This is a genomic window from Paenibacillus sp. FSL H8-0079 (assembly GCF_037991315.1).
In the GTDB taxonomy this organism is placed as follows: domain Bacteria; phylum Bacillota; class Bacilli; order Paenibacillales; family Paenibacillaceae; genus Paenibacillus.
In genome coordinates, this window is record NZ_CP150300.1 from 6,037,188 (window position 1) to 6,054,738 (window position 17,551).

The following is a 17,551-nucleotide window of genomic DNA, read 5'->3' on the forward strand; positions in this document are numbered from 1 at the left end:
ACACAACGATCTTATCTTAAGATTTCCGATGCCAATTGCTCACCAACAAGCTGTCCGGACAACGTCACTATCGGGGTTCCGCCGCCTGGATGTGTCGTTCCGCCGACGTACCAGAGTCCTTGGACATCTTTGCTTCGGTTGCCCGGTCGCATAAAGGTCTGTTTCACCGAATTGGAGGAGATGCCATAGATCGACCCTTGATGCGCCAAAGTATCCCGTTCGATATCTCGCGGTGTGTACCGGATCAGCACATCGGATTCATTCAACCCGGTAATTCCCCGCGCTGCCAATTGTTCCAGCACAAACGCTCCGTAACGTTCCGTCTGCTGCTCCCAATTCCACGAATCCGACAAGTAGGGGGCATTGACTAGAATGAATAGGTTACTGGCTCCCGCCGGGGCCATGCCTGCTTCCGAATAACCGGAGTAACAGATGTAGATCGTGGGATCGTCGGGCATTTTACGGTCGCGGAAAATATGGTCAAACTCCGGTTCATACCGTTCCGGGAAGAAAACCGTATGGTGCAGCAGTGCATCATATTGTCTTCGCACACCCGCCAGCGTTACAAATCCCGAGATGGATGGTTCATACTTCCGTATGCGCGCATCGCTCATCTCTTTCCGGTGTTCCGGTGCGAGCAGCAGTCGATTTACGCTAAGCACATCTCCATTCGCAACCACTTGATCTGCTTCGCGGAAGCCTTGATCCGTATCCACGCCAGCCACTTTTCCATTCCGAACAACAATCTGCCGGACCTCTGTGCCGGTAATGATCTGTACACCTATTTCCCGAGCCAGCCGGGTCATACCTTCGATCAGTTGATAGGTTCCACCTTTGACCCCGTAGATGCCCACTTCTGCTTCCACATGACCCATCATGGCAAAGATGGAAGGCGATTGATACGGCGATGATCCCACATAGGTCGCGTACCGTCCGAACATAGCGAGCGTATGCGGATGTTGGAAATACGAGCGTAGCAGCTTATCCAGCTTCACCGTTGGCCGCACGCGGAGCAAGCTGCGCAGCATTTGGAGATTGTATTTGTCAGAAGGAGATAGCAGCAACTTACCCAGAAAATGACGATTGGCTTCCGCATACAGTGCAGCAGACTCATCCATAAACGCATCATAACGAGCTGCATCCTCCGGACTGTACGCAGCGATCTGCTCCTTCATCCACCCGCGATTGCCTGACAAATCTACCACTGTGCCATCTGCAAATATATTACGCGTGCGCGGCTCTAACTCATATAACTGTACGTAATCTTCCATTGCTACTCCAGCATGGTCGAAGACTGAACGAAAGGTCGATGGCATCGTGATTGTGCTCGGTCCCCGGTCAAAATGATACCCGTCCCCCTCAATCTGCTGTAGCTTGCCACCTACGTGTTGCTGCCGTTCCAGAATGGTCACCTGCACACCTTGTGAAGCCAGTCGTATTGCACACGACAGACCTCCAAATCCTGCACCGATTATAATGACGTTACCTCTCAACTGTACCGCCTACCTTTCCATACATACCCCTTGCCGGAGCGGCCTGCCTGCCAGGAAGCGAATCCGATGGCAATGACACAGGCCATGCTGACCGGTTGCAGGAGGGCAAGCCACCAGGGTTGTCCACCAGCATGATCCGCTACTCTTTTCACAGCCATACCTAATAAAGTTCCTATCAATCCATACAGAATGAACATCGAACTGCCCATCAGGAGTCCAATAATCAAGCCCAGCGGAGGCACAATATACATTAACGTATACATCAGCATCGTACCCAGCAGCAGTAAGTCTTTACGTCCCATACCTTCGTACATGTTTTTCTTGTATCCATTCCATACTTCAGCACCGTTCTGATACATGCGGGTGTTTGTTACGTCATGCACGTCTGTCAGCATCACCGGATGACCTGCACGCTTGACTGCTTTGGCAAGACTCATATCATCCACCAGATGCGCCTGAATGGCAGCATGACCGCCGGATGCTTCGTAACTGGAGCGATGAATCAGCAAAAAAGCCCCCGTAGCGGCCACAAACATCGGACTGGATGACCTGCGTATCATAAAAATGGGCAGATGACTGATGATGGTGAAGACCATCATCGGTACGACAAGCTTCTCCATCCACGTCTTCGTTACCTGATAAGGAAAACCGGTTACCAGACCCCCGCTCTGCTCACACCCTGCCGCCAGAGTCTGCCGAATAGCACTTGGCTCGAGACGTACATCCGCATCCACGAACATATACCATTCTCCCTTGGCCTCCTGAACCAGCCTGTGACACGCATGGGATTTCCCCATCCAGCCCTCGGGAAGATCGACACCATGCAGCAGACGCACGCGTGCATCGCGATCCGCAATCCCTTGTACCATGGCCGCTGTCTCATCTTCGGAGCGATCATCCAGCACCAATACTTCCATCCTGAATCCCGACGTATCGCTCGCGAGCACACTTTCCAGACATCCTTCAATATGTAGTCTTTCATTTCTGGCTGGAATCAGCACCGAGACCAGCAGGTCTGGTGGTTGTATTCGGTCTACTCGGAATGAACGCACTTTGGGCAGACAGGAGACGTTCCATAGAGCGAACAGCAACTGTATGCCCAATATGCAGGTAAGCACAATCCAGAAGATTTCAGATGCATTCATGCTAACGGTTCACCCGCTTTCGTGCCGCATCGTATTTTTCACTTGTCGAACGTACATGACGAATCAACGGAAGCGCATCTGGCAAACTCCCCTGTCCCATCCGTACAAGCTCTGATCTATGATCGTCTAACTGCTGTTCCAGCACATGGCCGAGTCTGGAGGCAATCTCTTCACTCTTCAACGCCTTCCAGTCTTCCATTACAGGAGGGCCAGCCTGCATCGATATTTCCGGCAGATCATGCTGGACCATCCCATGGCACAAGGTTACCGGTACGGCGATGGCATTCGGAGAGCGACGAAGCAACAATCCGATGCCTGGACGGAACTGAATTGGTCTAGCCTCCTGATGCAATATTTCTCCTTGCGGAAAAATCCAGACCCTTTTGCCCGAATTCAACAGCTCACTGGTGTACTGTAGAGAGGTCCGAATACCGGAAGCACTCTCCTTATTGATCGAATACGCACCCAATTTACGAAAAAAAGCATATTGCTGAAGTTGCTGCTCCTCCATCATCACATAATGATCTCCTCGCGATGTCTGCCTGGCCGCATGATAGAGCAGCAGACCATCCCACCAGGAGCTGTGGTTCATGAAGTAAATCACCGGGCGGTTTGGCTCAATCGGAGAGTTGTCCCTAAGATCCACCTGGGGGTCCAATGACCCCGAAAGAGTGAAGGAGCGGAAGCGCCGACGCAGTAGATAATAGTGATTGTATAAGGAAAAAATCTGATTAAACGGTTTTGATTTTACGGCGCGAATCATAGAGCCAGCTCCCTTCGGCAAGAAGCACACCAGCAATAGCGATGATAAAGCTACCTGTAATTCCTTCCTTTAGGGCAAGTAGGCCGAACAGAAGAATAAACAGCTGGTACAACCATTTGGCACGTAGCAATGAGCTACGGTCATTAGGCATGGCCGGAAGGAAGAGGGATAAGAATGCGCCCATGATAAACCAGCTTATGTAATTGGTCCACGGAACACCGTAGAAACCACCTGGAGCTTGCCACTCCCAGAATCCTCTCGCATGCGCAACAGGGTCGAGTACCAAATCGAGTACAATTGCCCAGAACCCGGTCTTCACTGCCCGAAGCAGTTTGCCAGTCCAAGTTGAACCGCCACCACTTAACAGCGCGGAGTTACCAACCACTGCGATCCAGGCGAAACCCAGCGTAACTGGCACACTGAACAGATGAATCCCAAAGAAGTCCGAGTAAGCATACTCGCCAAAAGGCCAGTGGGTATGAACCCCTACCCACTCCACGCCCATACCTCCCAGCCAGATGATCACAGAGGCTATCCAGAGTCCGGGTTTCAACCAGATGACTGACTGGTCGGACAGACCTGTCCGATTACGCCTTTGGTAGATCAGATCCAGAACATACAACGCGTAGAAGATTAGGAATAAACCATTCGAAAAAGATAATACGTCAGGCACGCCGATCGTCAGCATCAAGATGGCTCCAATGACATACCACGCCCAGTAAAGCCACTGGACCATCAGGATACCGCCGTTCGGGAAGCTTGATAGGCCAGCATCGGGTAACGTTTCACAATCGCACCCAGCATCTCCAGTTTCAATTCATCGCTAACATAGGCCCGCTTGGTATATACGTCATAGTCGTTGCGTTCAACCGCGTGTAGAATGGTGGAGTAAAAGGCTGCTGCCAGCTCGATGGAAAACGCACTTTCCGTTGGGTACGTATCCAGACGATCCATGCCAATACGGAACCAGTTCAATGCTGCCGCTTTTAATTCGTGAACAATGGCAATAAAGCGTTCGTCCACGATCCCGTCTTCGAAGTCCTGCTCGGTGTAACCATGCTTCTCCATGATCTCCAGCGGAACATACCGGCGCACTCTGGCCCGATCTTCACCAACATCCCGAATAATATTGACGATCTGCATTCCTTTACCCAAAGCAATCCCGTTCACAGCTACTTCCGCGCCGTTATCATCCCGCAATACAGGCAACAACATCTCGCCTACGGTTCCAGCTACCAGATAACAATAATGCTCCAGTTCCTGCATCGTTGTATAATGCGTTACTTTAAGATCCGTGAGCTGCCCTTCCATCTGACGGAAAAATGGCCCCTTATCCAGATGAGGGAAACTGCTGAACAACCATCTCAGTGCTGGCCAGATAAAATGTCCTTCCGCGTCATCCAACTGATCAAACAAATCATGGATCTCGTGAATTGTATAGGGCGAATGTTCCGGCTCGTCTACACTGTCATCAATCATGCGGCAGAAGGCATAAATGACATATACCGCTTCCCGACGTGGACTTGGCAGCCCTCTAAAGGCCTGATAAAAAGAGGAAGAACCCTTTTGCATCAACTCTTCACACCTGCTCAAAATCGCTTCATTCATGTTCCCATCTCCTTCATGAGTTGATTGACGGCCATCCGTGCACTCTGCATCACAATCGGTACTCCGCCTCCAGGATGTACAGATGCTCCTGCGGCATATAATCCCTGTATATTGGGAAATGGTTTGGGTTGTGGTCGATATACACCGGACTGGAACAACACTGGCGCAATGCCGAAGCTTCCGCCCCCATAGAGCCCGTCTCGCTCTGCGTCAGCGGGTGTACGCACCTTTTTCCACTTGATCGCTGCACGAAGTCCCGGGAATCCCCGTTGCTCCGCTTCGTCCAGTACCCGTTCTGCCAATGCTTCGCTCTCCTGATCCCAGTCGACACCTTCCGCATCTGGTACGGGAATGAGGAAATACAATACACTCTGTCCTTGAGGCGCTGCAGTTTCATCCAATGCGACCGGATTAAATACGTAAAATGAGGACTTTGCCGGAATGCGTCGCTGATTGAAGACTTCCTGTAAACTACCTTCAAGACTCGGTGGCAGGAAGAACTGGTGTGTCGTAGCATCTTCCCAGGTTTTGTCCACGCCGACATAGAGCAATACACATCCGGAAGAGGGACGAAACGGCTTTCTTTTCCGCGCCACCTCTGGGGATTGACCAAGCAAACCTGAAAGATGGGGGAAATCGCCATTGTAGATAACTGCATCCACATTTTCTGCGCCTGCTGCCGTTTCTATACCTTCACACACACCATTTTTAATCGTGAGCCCGGTAACTTCCGAATTCAGCACGACACGTCCACCACGTGATATCAGTTCCTGTTCCAGAATAGCCGGCAATGCTGCATATCCGCCTTTGACCATCCAGATGCCATATTCATGCTCTGCGTAAGGCAAAAGAGAATAGATGCCTGGCGTCCCAAACGGTGATCCACCGATGTATAAACTTTGCAGAGAGTACGCGTCGAGCAATTCCTCGTGCTGAAAATAGTCGCCTACCGCTTTCCGAACACTTTTGTGTGCACGCAATCTGCCCATGAGGGACATGAGCGAAGGGGTGAAGAAATCCCTTTTGCGCGGAAAAGCCCTCTCCAGAAACGCTGCCCGTCCTGCCGGAAACAACGTGTCCATGTCTTTCATGAACCGTGTGAATCCCCGGCTCTCTCCCGGGAACAAACGTTCAATCTCCGCCGTCTGCTCTTCACGTGACGTCATCTTGGTCATGACACGACCACTGTGATAGTGCACTCTGTATAACGGATCACAGCGAAGCAGCTCAATCTTCGAACGATCTACGCCTGCCTCCTCCATGATGCCAAGTAACATCTCAGGCAGAAGCACAATCGTCGGCCCCTGATCGATCCGGTACTCCCCTTCCTGCTCATATGCAATGCGTCCGCCAACCCGGGAACCCCGTTCATACACGGTGACATCCCATCCCTGACGATTCAACAACAGTGCCGAAGTGAGTCCACCAATCCCTGCGCCTACAATAGCGGCCCGCTTCATGAATGCCCTCCGGCTTCTGCCGTCTTCACATAAGAGGATGGTTTCGAGCGTGTGCGCGCGTCCTCTTCCTGTATCAGCCTCACGCTGATCCGTGCCGATTCGAAGATCGTTGGCAACCCACTTCCCGGATGTGTTCCACCGCCCACCAGCCATACACTTTTCAACTCTTCAAACTGGTTATGTGGACGCAGATACATCATCTGACCCAAATTATGCGCCATGTTGAACGTTGCTCCGCGGTACACATCCAGTTCATTCTCCCAATCGAGTGGAGTGAACAGCATACATTCTTCAATACGGCTGCGAATTTCTGCCAGCTCAGGAATGCCTTCCATGCGTTTCATCATGGCCTCCTGCACATTCTCCCGTTCTGCATCCCAATCGATGTCTGCGGTAAGGTTAGGCGTAGGCATAAGAACATACAAAGCAGATTTTCCTTCCGGTGCCAGCGTCGAATCGAGTCTGGAAGGGTTATGAATATATAGAGATGGATCGGCAGACAGCATTTTGTGCTTTGTAATCTCATCGACGTTCAACCGGTAGTCCTCTGGAAAATAGATCGAGTGATGTGGTAGATCTACTTCACCATCCACACCCAGATACAACATTGCTGTAGAGCAGGAATACTTTTTGCGTTTCATTTTCTCAGGAGTATATTTTTTAAGCACGCCCGGTTCAAACAGATGGTTCACCGCATGCGCGAAGTCGGCGTTCACAACCACATGGTCCGCTTCGATGCGTTCACCGCTCTCCAGCAATACGCCTTCTGCACGACCATTGCGAACGATGACCTGTTTCACTGGAGTGGAAGTATGTATGCGTCCTCCATGTTCTTCCACGACATCGGCCATGGCTTGGAAGATCCGATTCACGCCGCCAATGGGGTGGAACAACCCGTAGTGATGCTCAATAAACGATAGTATGGTAAAGGTGCCTGGACAATCCCAGGCAGACATGCCGAGATATTTGGATTGGAATGTAAATGCCCAGCGTAGACGCTCGTCTGTAAAATAGCGGGACAAGATCCCGTAGACCGTATTGTGGACATCAAGCTTGGGTAGAGCTGTTATCGCATCTTTGCGCAAATAGTCAGTCAGCTTGCCAAAAGGACGACGGAGCAAAGGCATGACTTTGCCAAACTTCACTTCTTCTTCTTGCATGAAGCGAAGGTAATTGTCCTCATTACCCGGAAACAATTTCTTAATCTGTGCAGCTGTATCTTCCCGATTACGAGAAGGCTTGAACACCTTATCACCAAAGTTCAGTGCATACAGCGGGGTTAGCTCTTTCATATCTACATATTCGGATAATTTGCGTCCGACCACATCGAACATCTCTTCAATCAGCTGCGGCATCATCAAAAATGTTGCACCCCGGTCGAATCGATATTCGCCGAGTTCCAGTCTGGCAGAACGCCCCCCGATGACTGGCTGTTTCTCGTACACATCTACTTCGTATCCCTGACCGGACAATAGCATCGCTGCTGCAAGCCCGCCAGGACCTGCGCCAATGACAGCTGCACGTTTGCGTTGTTGATTCGGTATCATGCCACTCACCTTTCTATGTAGGGAATTCCTATAGTTCTCTAGCCCCTAACCTATTATTAAACCGCCCAAGAACACTTTAAGCGGGTAACTAGCAAAAACATTATACAAATATAATACAAATATTATACGGCCTTGTAAACTAAAAAATGACCCGTCGGTCAAAATACTCTATTAACCCATTTATAAACACAAAAAACACCCTTTGATCACTTTCGTCAAAGGATGTCCTTTATACACTAACCTATTCATATCATTTGAGATTATGTTTAATTATTGGCCTGTCCGAACCGTACACCGGGTGGTTGCTCTGCGAGATATTCCCGTTCCATCCACGACTGCCAATCCGCAGAACTCTCCGGCATGATCCAATGTGGATAACGCGCATGCTCTGTACGCTCATAACCTTTACCTCCAAGTACAAAGCGAATATGCGGGAACTCGTTCATAATACGCTCGACGAGTTGATCACATTTTTCAAGAAGCCCTGGACTTGTAATCGACAGGCAGACCAACTTGATCTTTTGCTCCCGGATAATGGGGAAGATGCCTTCCTCTGGCGTGTTGGCACCGAGATACAGTACTTCCGCTCCATTTTTGCGCATAAAGAGAGAGAACAGCAGCAACCCCACCTGATGATGTTCCCCTTCCGGACACAACGCCAGAACTTTGGGCAGATGCGGATAGATCGGGAACAGATGGAAAAACTGATAAAAGCGCTGTGATATCAGCTGTGTCATGAAGTGTTCCTGCGCCACCGAAGCTCTGCCTTGCTCCCATGCATCTCCAACCCGAACCAGAATCGGCACAAGCACATGATAGAACATCGAGTCGTACCCGTACATGGTAAAACCAAAATCGATCAGACCATTGGCACGTTCACCCTGAAAGTTGTAGAGCGAGTCATAGATCTGATCTGCCATGCGTGCATAGGCTTCTTCCATCGTAGGCACCGGAGCCATGATCGGCGTGGGCACGGCCGCCTCAGGCGGATTTAATTTGTTTACTTTCAACATCCGTACCGCTTCCGAAATATTGGTCTGATGCAGCTCTACCTGCTCTTTTAACCAGCGCAAATCCGCAACATTCTCTTCGGTGTACATTCGATAACCCGATTCCGTCCGCTCAGGGGTGACCGCACTATACCGATTCTCCCAAGCCCGGATTGTTACCGCCCTGATACCGAGCATGGCAGCGACTTGTTTGATGGAATACACTTTATTACCCACTTTCTTTCCTATATGTGTCCATAATACACAGGTTATATCATTGGTTCCCGTCCTTGTCAGGCATATGAAAACCCCAACATTCTACAAAAATAATACACTCATTATACACAACGGTCACAGACCTGTCGATTGCATCCTTCCAATTTAGTGTTCTGCATTTTACGGATATATTTGCTCTCCTTCCGGTCTATACTGCGTCAACGTTAACATCCGTGTGGTAATAGAAGTCAGCAAGCACAGAAGGGGGAGTCCACCGTTGGTCTCATTACGCCGCCATACATCAGACCGCAAGTCTTCACGCGGCAAATTTCCATACATACGAACAGGTCTCGTCCTATTGGCACTATGGCTCATCGCCGTCATGCTCTATCAGACCTACAAACCATTACCACCTGGCATTTCCTATGAAAGTCCAGAGTATCGAGTGGATCAAGTCGAGTTCCTGCACGACCTCACTTATCCTTCCTCTGACGGACAGATGCAGCATGAACAGCAGATCTTTCAGCGCATGATGCAGATTGTGGAGGAAGCAGAGCAGTTTGTCCTGGTCGATATGTTCTTGTTCAATAATTATCAACATAAGGGACAGAACTTTCCACCTGTCAGTTCCGAATTTACCGAAGCGCTGGTTGCCAAAAAAAATCAGCACCCGGACATGGACATTTGGTTCATTACAGATGAAGTAAACACCAACTATAACTCAGCACCCAATCCGTTGCTGGAACAAATGACACAAGCCGGCATTAACGTGGTCATCACCGATGTTGACCCTCTGCGTGATTCAACTCCAGTATACTCTGCGGTCTGGCGGACCTTCTTTCAATGGTTTGGTCAATCCGGAGATGGATGGATCAAAAACCTGATGGCTACGGATGGTCCGGATGTCACTGTGCGTTCCTATCTCAAGCTGCTCAATGTGAAGGCGAATCATCGCAAGGTTGTTGTTAGTGAGAAGACGGCGATTGTCTCTTCTGGCAATATCCATGATGCGAGTGCCTACCACTCGAACATTGCTTTTGAAGTAACTGGTCCGATCATTGGGGACATTCTTAAGTCAGAGCAAGCTGTACTTGATATTTCAGGCGGCGGTCAGGTTCCGACCTACACGGCCCCTTCCACGGATTCAAACACAGGAGATCTACGCATTCGCTATTTAACTGAAGGCAAAGTGAATGACGCCGTACTCCATGAGATCAATCAAGCTGGCAAAGGTGACACCTTATGGATGGGCATGTTCTATGTGGCCTCTCCGAAAGTGTTGGAAGCCCTGCTGGAAGCCTCGAAACGAGGAACCGAGATCCGGCTAGTGCTCGATCCAAATGAAAATGCCTTTGGTCAGGAAAAGATCGGCATACCGAACCGTCCTGTCGCGGCCGAATTGCATGATAAATCAGACGGTAAAATACAGATCCGCTGGTATAACACCACCAAGGAGCAATACCACACCAAGATGATCTATATTGCCAAAGCAACCGGGGATCATATTGTCCTTGGCGGCTCAACTAATTTCACGCCCCGAAACATGAATGACTACAATCTGGAGAATGATCTATGGGTTGCTGCACCTCCAGACAATAAGTTCACGGTTGATATCGCGAATTATTTTGAGCGGATTTGGAATAATAATGATGCTGAGTTCACGTTAGACCTGGATGAGTTTCAGGAGAAGACTACGTTTTTGAAAGGTATCCTATATAAGCTGCAGCTGATTCTGGGTCTTACAACCTTCTGATCAGAAACCACATTCATACCTTTTATATCCGCCTGTACTCTACTGTGCAGGCGGATATTTTCATCTTGACAGGCGATGTGAAGTGTGAAAATATAATTACCTAACGACCGTTAGGAAGGTGATTGAATGACTGCACAATCCATTCGGGATGCAGCCTTGTTCCATTTTGCGAGAGATGGCTATGAGGGGGCTTCTCTGAGAGCTATTGCTGATGAAGTCGGAATTAAAAAACCGTCCATATATGCACATTTTAGCTGCAAGGATGACTTGTTTTTACACACACTGGCCTTTGCATTTCAAGAAGTGCAGCGGCACACGCTGGAGTATTTCCGTGATCATGCGGACATGCCCTTGGAGCACAGGCTGAAGGGTTTACTGGTCTGGTTTGAACAAGAGTACAATGCACACGCCTCTGCTCGCTTGATGCTGCGCAATTGTTTTTACCCACCACTTTCCCTGTATAGCGAAGTGATGGATCTGGTATATCCGTTTATCGACGGAATGGAACGCGCGCTAACTCGTCTGCTGCAACGGGCCATGCGTAATGGAGATATTCCGGCCATCCCCGCGGAACAGGCTGCCATTGCATTCATGACGTTTCTCGACGGTATTACCGTGGAAATTATCTATGGAAGTTCCCGTCGGTACAAGAGACGATTGGAAGCAGCCTGGCCTGTCTTCTGGCATGGCATTCATCATTTGAACGAAGAGGCACAAAGCATTGTGCCGGAAGGAGATTCAACACCATGAACCGCAACTGGTTATATGTATTTATCGGTGGAATTATTGAGATTGTCTGGGTAAGCGGGCTGAAACATGCCTCGAATGCCTGGGAGTGGACTTTGACGGGGATTGCCATCGTGATCAGCTTTGGACTGATCATTGCCGCTTCCAAAAGACTGCCTGTGGGTACGGTGTATGCCGTCTTTACGGGAATTGGTACGGCGGGTACCGTCCTTACGGAAATGGTACTGTTTGGTGAGCCGTTCCGCTTGGCAAAAGTATTGCTCATTGGGCTGCTGCTCTGCGGCGTAATCGGACTGAAGCTGGTTACGGATCAGCAAGAAGCCAAAGGAGGTGCAGTATAATGGCTTGGATGGCAATTGTAGGTGCAGGGATATGTGAAATTTTCGGCGTAATCGGTATTAATGGTGCTTCCACCAAGAAAGGATGGCCATACATCGTACTTATGCTGGTGTCTTTTGTGTTCAGCTTCTCGCTGTTGTCCTACGCCATGACGTCCATTCCCATGGGCACAGCGTATGCCGTATGGACTGGGATCGGGACGGTGGGCAGTACGTTAACAGGCATGTTCCTGTTCGGTGAACGGAAAGAAGCGAAGCGGATCCTGTTCATCGCCATGATTTTGGTGGCAGCGGTTGGTCTGAAACTGATCACATAACGGAACGAACTGAATTACACTCTATATCTCCGATTGCAGTACCACTTTCCGATCGCTGTTATCCCCAGATTTCTTTTATCCCCTTTGAAGAGGAATAAATCCGGTGATAAAGGCGAACACTTCGTTTCTTCAAGTTGGTTTGCAATCTCCGTTATCGTGTAATTCTTAGCTTCCATTATGATATCTATTAAATTTAGTAATATAAAAAAGACGACTTCGATCAGGAAGTCGTCTTTTTTGGGATATGATATAAATAGGGAACCTCTCTAAACTCTATTACGTAAGAAAGGATGGTGTAATCATGAGAAAGTTATTGGTACGCATGTGTGCTTATACAGGGTATACCCTTCTGATCGGTATGGCTATCTTCTACCTAATCGCACTTATCACCATTATCATACTCGCCTTTTACGCCTTCACTGGAGAAAACTAGCCTAATCCGTTCTTGTGACTTTTATTGTACATACAGACTGCAACTTCTTACTTGTTATGCCTACTTCCTTGATTCAGCCTCATGTCACTATACAGATATCACTTCTTAACCCACTCTCATTTTCCAATTTACTCCCATTTGAATTCCTTCAACCAGATCGTTTATACTTGGTTTGACCTTAAAGTCAATTCAAGAACTCACAAGTTCCCTGATGAGGTGAATGTATCGTTAATGAACCCTATACATGAGATGAATGAGAAGAAAAAACTCATCATTACTACAGCACTCAAGTTATTCTCATCCAAAGGCAGTGCTGCAACATCCATGCAAGAGATTGCAGAATTATGCGGGATGTCCAAAGGCAGCCTTTACCTCATGTTCAAATCCAAAGAGGAATTAGAAGCCAGTACTCTGGAGTATTGCATGTACACACTAATGGACGAGATGACACAGATTGAGCATGAAACCAGCCTCACCTCGCGAGAACGTCTGCACAAGCAGATCGAGGCACTGTTGATCCATGTTGCCGAACTCAAGGAGTTTTTGCGAGTACAGATGCGCAGCATGATGATGGATGATGAACAGCAACGCAAGGAACAATGCCATCCGCTGCAAAGAGATCTGGAGGTTCGTACCTTACATTGGTTTAAGGATAAGCTGGAGGAGCAGTACGGATCGGAGATTGAACCTTATACGATTGACCTTATTTTACTGACACAGGGGCTGTTCCTCTCCTACGTCAAAATCTGGTTTACGGAGATGCCGTCCCTTACTGTTACCAAAATGGCAACAAATTTATTGCAAATGATGGACTATGCAGCGCACGGATTCCTTAAGCAGCGACCTTTGCCTTTGATTCCTTTGGAGGACTGGCCTGCCTGGATTACCGAACCCCATCCGGATTCCACGGTGATGCGGCATCCTATTCATATTATCAAGCAAATGCAGGATATCGCTGCCTCCGAATTGCCTACTGGACAACCAAAGAATGATGCACTTGAGACCATTGCCATTCTGAGGCAGGAGATGATGGAATTCACACCGCGGCGTGCCATTATTCTGGGCATGATGCACAATCTGGAGAACGTAACTGCCATTAAACCTTTGCACTCCGAGCTTCAGCATATTCTGGATGCCATGTATAGCCGGTTCATCCAAGCTGACTCGTCACACACATAAACAGGAGAAACAGAGAGGAGAAGAAACCATCGTATGAAAGGTATTATTAATTTTTCACTGAACAACAAGTTTGCGATTTGGATTCTGACGATTATCATCTCTTTCGCAGGTTTGTACAGCGGATTGACGATGAAACAAGAGACAATTCCGAACATCAACGTACCGTTTCTGAATGTCACTGCCATTGATCCGGGGGCTGCACCGGAGGGAATTGTTGAGGATGTCACGAAGCCGCTGGAAGTAAAACTACGCAATGTAGATGGCGTGAAGACGGTGACCTCCACTTCCATGGAGAACGCAGCATCGATCACACTCGAATTTGATTATGGAACAGATCTGACCAACGCGACGGCAACCGTTCGTGAGGCACTGAATGAAGTCCAACTGCCTGACAGCGTGCAGAAGCCGACCATTTCCAAGTTCAGCATTAACTCTTTCCCGGTTGTATCTCTGAGCTTGTCCGACAAAGACGGCGGCGACCTGGAACAATTGACAAGACTGGTTGAATCGGATATTCAGCCTGCACTTGAAGATATTGACGGTGTAGCTCAAGTTCAGGTTTCCGGTCAATATGTGAAAGAAGTTCAATTGAAGTTTGACCAAGCTAAAATGTCCGAGCTGGGCCTCACTGAAGATACGGTAAACGGTATCGTTCAAGGTTCATCCATTCGTGTGCCCCTTGGACTGTTCGAACTGGATAAATCCCAGAAGGCCGTTGTCGTAGATGGAAACATCATCGACATCGATGATCTGAAAAACCTTGCCATTCCAGTCGTACCCGGCGGTGCTGGGGCTTCTACAGGTAATGGTTCAAACTCAGCCCCACAAGGCTCTGGAGCACCAACTGATGAAGCTGGTCAAGGTACGGCTCCTGGCTCTGCACAAGGAACAGACCAGGCTGCGGGCCAAGCCGCTGGCGGTAATGCCAGTGTAGGTAGCCCATCGGGCGCTGCCAACGCGCCTGGCATTCCAACTGTAAAACTAAGTGAAATTGCCAAGATCGAAGTCATCGGTCAAGCGGAATCCATTTCCCGGACAGACGGCAAGGAATCGATCGGTATTTCCGTTGTAAAATCCAACGATGCCAACACGGTTGATGTCGTTAACGCAGTCAAAGACAAAGCGGAAGAATTGCAGACGCAGTTCAAAAATGCTGATTTGACTGTACTGCTTGACCAAGGTAAGCCGATTCAGGACTCGGTGAACACGATGTTGGGCAAAGCCGTTTTTGGCGCCTTGTTTGCCATCCTGATCATCCTGCTGTTCTTGCGTAATATCCGTTCAACTATTATTTCCATTATCTCGATCCCGCTCTCCTTGCTCATGGCATTGACTGCGCTCAATATGATGGATATTACCTTGAACATGATGACGCTGGGTGCCATGACCGTTGCCATCGGACGGGTTGTCGATGACTCCATCGTTGTTATCGAGAACATCTACCGCAGATTAACACTCAAAGGCGAGAAACTGAAAGGCCGTGAACTGGTTCGCGAAGCAACGCGCGAGATGTTTGTGCCAATCCTTTCTTCCACCATCGTAACGATTGCGGTATTCCTGCCACTGGCATTGGTAAGCGGTATGGTGGGTGAGCTGTTCCTGCCATTTGCACTGACCATGGTATTCGCCTTGCTGGCATCCCTGATCGTTGCCATTACCATCGTGCCAATGCTTGCGCACACCCTGTTCCGTAAAGGGTTGAAGAACAAGCAAAATCACGAAGAAAAACCAGGCAAGATGGCGGAAGGTTACAAACGCCTCCTGAACTGGACCCTGTCACATAAACTCATCACGGTTGGTGGCGCTGTATTGCTGCTGGTCGGCAGTTTGTTCCTGTACCCGTTCATCGGTGCAAGCTTTTTGCCAGAACAACAGGATAAATACGTGACCATTACGTACAGTCCACAAACCGGAGCTTTGCGTGAAGATGTCGAAAAAGAAGCACTCGTTGCCGAGAAGTGGTTGCTGGAACAACCAGGTCTGGAGAAAATGCAATATTCCATCGGCGGCACGAACCCACTGAGCAGTATGGGTGGCGGTGGTGGAAACTCGGCTCTCTTCTATATTGAATATAACGAAGATACGAAAGACTTTACTCAAGTGAAAGAACAACTTGTCGAAGGTCTGAAGAAGGAAGTTACCGTAGGAACCTGGAATGAGCTTGACATGTCCGGCGGTCTGGGTGGCAGTGGTCTGAGCCTCTCCATCTATGGCGATAATGTAGAGCAACTCAAACCTGTATCAGATGAAATTCTGAAACTGGTTGAGGCAGATACGGATAATTTTGAAAAAGCAGATACATCACTCGCTGACACCTACGGGCAGTATACGCTCGTGGCAGATCAGGAGAAACTAAGCTCTCTGGGCCTCACTGCAGGCCAACTGGCTATGACGCTGAGCCCGGCACGGGAACGTCCTGTGCTCACGGAAGTCGATATCGATAACAAAACGTATAAAGTTTATGTAGAGACAGACAACAAAACATTCAGCAGTATTGATGAGATTGAAGATGAAACCGTCACTTCACCGCTTGGCATCGAAGTACCGATCAAAGATGTTGCCAAAGTGGAAGAAGGTACGTCCCCGAACTCCATCATGCAAATTGATGGTAAGGTTGTCGTGCAAGTCACAGCCAACATCTTGGCTTCGGATGTACAAAAAGCTTCGAGTAACTTACAGGCTGAGATCGACAAGCTGGATCTGCCTGATGGCGTTGAAGTGAAGTTCGGTGGTACAACCGAACAGATTAATGATACCTTTACTCAACTGGGTCTTGCCATGCTGGCGGCCATCGCCATTGTATACTTCGTGCTCGTTGTTACATTCGGCGGCGGATTGGCACCATTCGCAATCTTGTTCTCCCTGCCATTTACAGTCATTGGTATTATGGTAGGTCTGTTCATCGCTGGTGGTACGCTTGACGTCTCAGCCATGATGGGTGGACTGATGCTCATCGGGATCGTGGTCACCAACGCCATCGTGTTGATCGACCGTGTTATTCACAAGGAAAAAGAGGGTATGCCTACCCGTGAAGCCTTGCTGGAAGCCGGTGCAACTCGTCTGCGTCCAATTCTGATGACCGCTCTCGCTACCATCGGTGCCCTGTTGCCACTGGTAACGGGTCTTGAAGAGAGTGCCGGTATCATCTCCAAAGGATTGGGAATCACTGTAATCGGTGGTCTGATCAGCTCCACGCTGCTCACGCTGGTTATCGTACCGATTGTGTATGAGTTCCTGATGAAATTTAAAAAGAAAAGAATCGAAGATTAAGAAGTAGAGAGTCGTTCTCATGTAACGGTTCGAGTCCAACTTAAATGTAGACTATACTAATTAACTTCTCGCCCCTTAGCGCATATTGGAATGATTGAATTCCGATGTGATGTTAAGGGGCTTTTTTTTATGAAAATTTACACGATACATAGAATGACATAGAAATGCTTCATTTTAATCAAAATGACAAAAAGAACAGATCCGTTTGTCATTTGAAACAAATGAACGTGAGATTTTAGCCCATCTGCTGTAAATCAACTTATAATATGGATTAATTATGTAAGTTGACGGAT

15 protein-coding genes are annotated in these 17,551 nt (G+C 48.7%); 7 read left to right on the top strand and 8 right to left on the bottom strand.

Annotated features, from left to right (window positions below; translation table 11 throughout):
* Nucleotides 1–11: 11 nt before the first annotated feature.
* The 8 genes from crtI (MHI06_RS27020) to MHI06_RS27055 all read right to left on the bottom strand — a co-directional run bounded on the left by crtI (MHI06_RS27020) (nucleotide 12) and on the right by MHI06_RS27055 (nucleotide 9,230).
* On the bottom strand, nucleotides 12–1,493 hold the full coding sequence (crtI, locus tag MHI06_RS27020) for a phytoene desaturase family protein (RefSeq protein ID WP_340399649.1): 1,482 nt from the start codon (nucleotides 1,491–1,493) through the stop codon (nucleotides 12–14).
* Nucleotides 1,490–2,638, bottom strand: a complete 1,149-nt coding sequence (locus MHI06_RS27025) for a glycosyltransferase family 2 protein (protein ID WP_340399650.1) — start codon at nucleotides 2,636–2,638, stop codon at nucleotides 1,490–1,492. The genes crtI (MHI06_RS27020) and MHI06_RS27025 overlap by 4 nt, the downstream gene beginning before the upstream one ends.
* Nucleotide 2,639: 1 nt before the next feature.
* Nucleotides 2,640–3,401, bottom strand: coding sequence for a lysophospholipid acyltransferase family protein (locus tag MHI06_RS27030; RefSeq protein WP_340399651.1), 762 nt, complete (start codon nucleotides 3,399–3,401; stop codon nucleotides 2,640–2,642).
* Nucleotides 3,370–4,137, bottom strand: a complete 768-nt coding sequence (locus tag MHI06_RS27035; RefSeq protein ID WP_340399652.1) for a carotenoid biosynthesis protein — start codon at nucleotides 4,135–4,137, stop codon at nucleotides 3,370–3,372. The genes MHI06_RS27030 and MHI06_RS27035 overlap by 32 nt, the downstream gene beginning before the upstream one ends.
* Complete coding sequence (locus tag MHI06_RS27040) at nucleotides 4,137–5,009, bottom strand: phytoene/squalene synthase family protein (protein WP_340399653.1); 873 nt, start codon at nucleotides 5,007–5,009, stop codon at nucleotides 4,137–4,139. The genes MHI06_RS27035 and MHI06_RS27040 overlap by 1 nt, the downstream gene beginning before the upstream one ends.
* Nucleotides 5,006–6,469, bottom strand: coding sequence for a phytoene desaturase family protein (gene crtI, locus MHI06_RS27045; RefSeq protein ID WP_340399654.1), 1,464 nt, complete (start codon nucleotides 6,467–6,469; stop codon nucleotides 5,006–5,008). The genes MHI06_RS27040 and crtI (MHI06_RS27045) overlap by 4 nt, the downstream gene beginning before the upstream one ends.
* On the bottom strand, nucleotides 6,466–8,016 hold the full coding sequence (gene crtI / locus MHI06_RS27050) for a phytoene desaturase family protein (RefSeq protein ID WP_340399655.1): 1,551 nt from the start codon (nucleotides 8,014–8,016) through the stop codon (nucleotides 6,466–6,468). Before crtI (MHI06_RS27050) ends, crtI (MHI06_RS27045) begins: the two co-directional genes overlap by 4 nt.
* A gap of 266 nt (nucleotides 8,017–8,282) precedes the next feature.
* Nucleotides 8,283–9,230, bottom strand: coding sequence for a MerR family transcriptional regulator (locus MHI06_RS27055; RefSeq protein ID WP_340399656.1), 948 nt, complete (start codon nucleotides 9,228–9,230; stop codon nucleotides 8,283–8,285).
* 373 nt (nucleotides 9,231–9,603) lie between these two features.
* On the opposite strand from MHI06_RS27055, the gene MHI06_RS27060 reads away from it, so the two are divergent.
* The 7 genes from MHI06_RS27060 (at nucleotide 9,604) to MHI06_RS27090 (ending at nucleotide 17,258) form a co-directional block, all read left to right on the top strand.
* On the top strand, nucleotides 9,604–10,974 hold the full coding sequence (locus MHI06_RS27060) for a phospholipase D family protein (protein ID WP_340402191.1): 1,371 nt from the start codon (nucleotides 9,604–9,606) through the stop codon (nucleotides 10,972–10,974).
* Between the two features lie 126 nt (nucleotides 10,975–11,100).
* Nucleotides 11,101–11,724, top strand: a complete 624-nt coding sequence (locus MHI06_RS27065) for a TetR/AcrR family transcriptional regulator (protein ID WP_340399657.1) — start codon at nucleotides 11,101–11,103, stop codon at nucleotides 11,722–11,724.
* Nucleotides 11,721–12,062 (top strand): multidrug efflux SMR transporter, encoded by a 342-nt coding sequence (locus tag MHI06_RS27070; protein WP_017691902.1) that lies wholly within the window; start codon nucleotides 11,721–11,723, stop codon nucleotides 12,060–12,062. The genes MHI06_RS27065 and MHI06_RS27070 overlap by 4 nt, the downstream gene beginning before the upstream one ends.
* Nucleotides 12,062–12,376 (top strand): multidrug efflux SMR transporter, encoded by a 315-nt coding sequence (locus MHI06_RS27075; protein ID WP_017691901.1) that lies wholly within the window; start codon nucleotides 12,062–12,064, stop codon nucleotides 12,374–12,376. Before MHI06_RS27070 ends, MHI06_RS27075 begins: the two co-directional genes overlap by 1 nt.
* 301 nt (nucleotides 12,377–12,677) lie before the next feature.
* The gene (locus MHI06_RS27080) at nucleotides 12,678–12,809 is read left to right on the top strand and encodes a hypothetical protein (RefSeq protein ID WP_282435648.1); all 132 of its coding nucleotides are present in this window, start codon (nucleotides 12,678–12,680) and stop codon (nucleotides 12,807–12,809) included.
* A 231-nt stretch (nucleotides 12,810–13,040) separates the two neighbouring features.
* Nucleotides 13,041–13,988 (top strand): TetR/AcrR family transcriptional regulator, encoded by a 948-nt coding sequence (locus MHI06_RS27085; RefSeq protein ID WP_340399658.1) that lies wholly within the window; start codon nucleotides 13,041–13,043, stop codon nucleotides 13,986–13,988.
* A 33-nt stretch (nucleotides 13,989–14,021) separates the two neighbouring features.
* Complete coding sequence (locus tag MHI06_RS27090; RefSeq protein WP_169479801.1) at nucleotides 14,022–17,258, top strand: efflux RND transporter permease subunit; 3,237 nt, start codon at nucleotides 14,022–14,024, stop codon at nucleotides 17,256–17,258.
* Nucleotides 17,259–17,551: the final 293 nt, after the last annotated feature.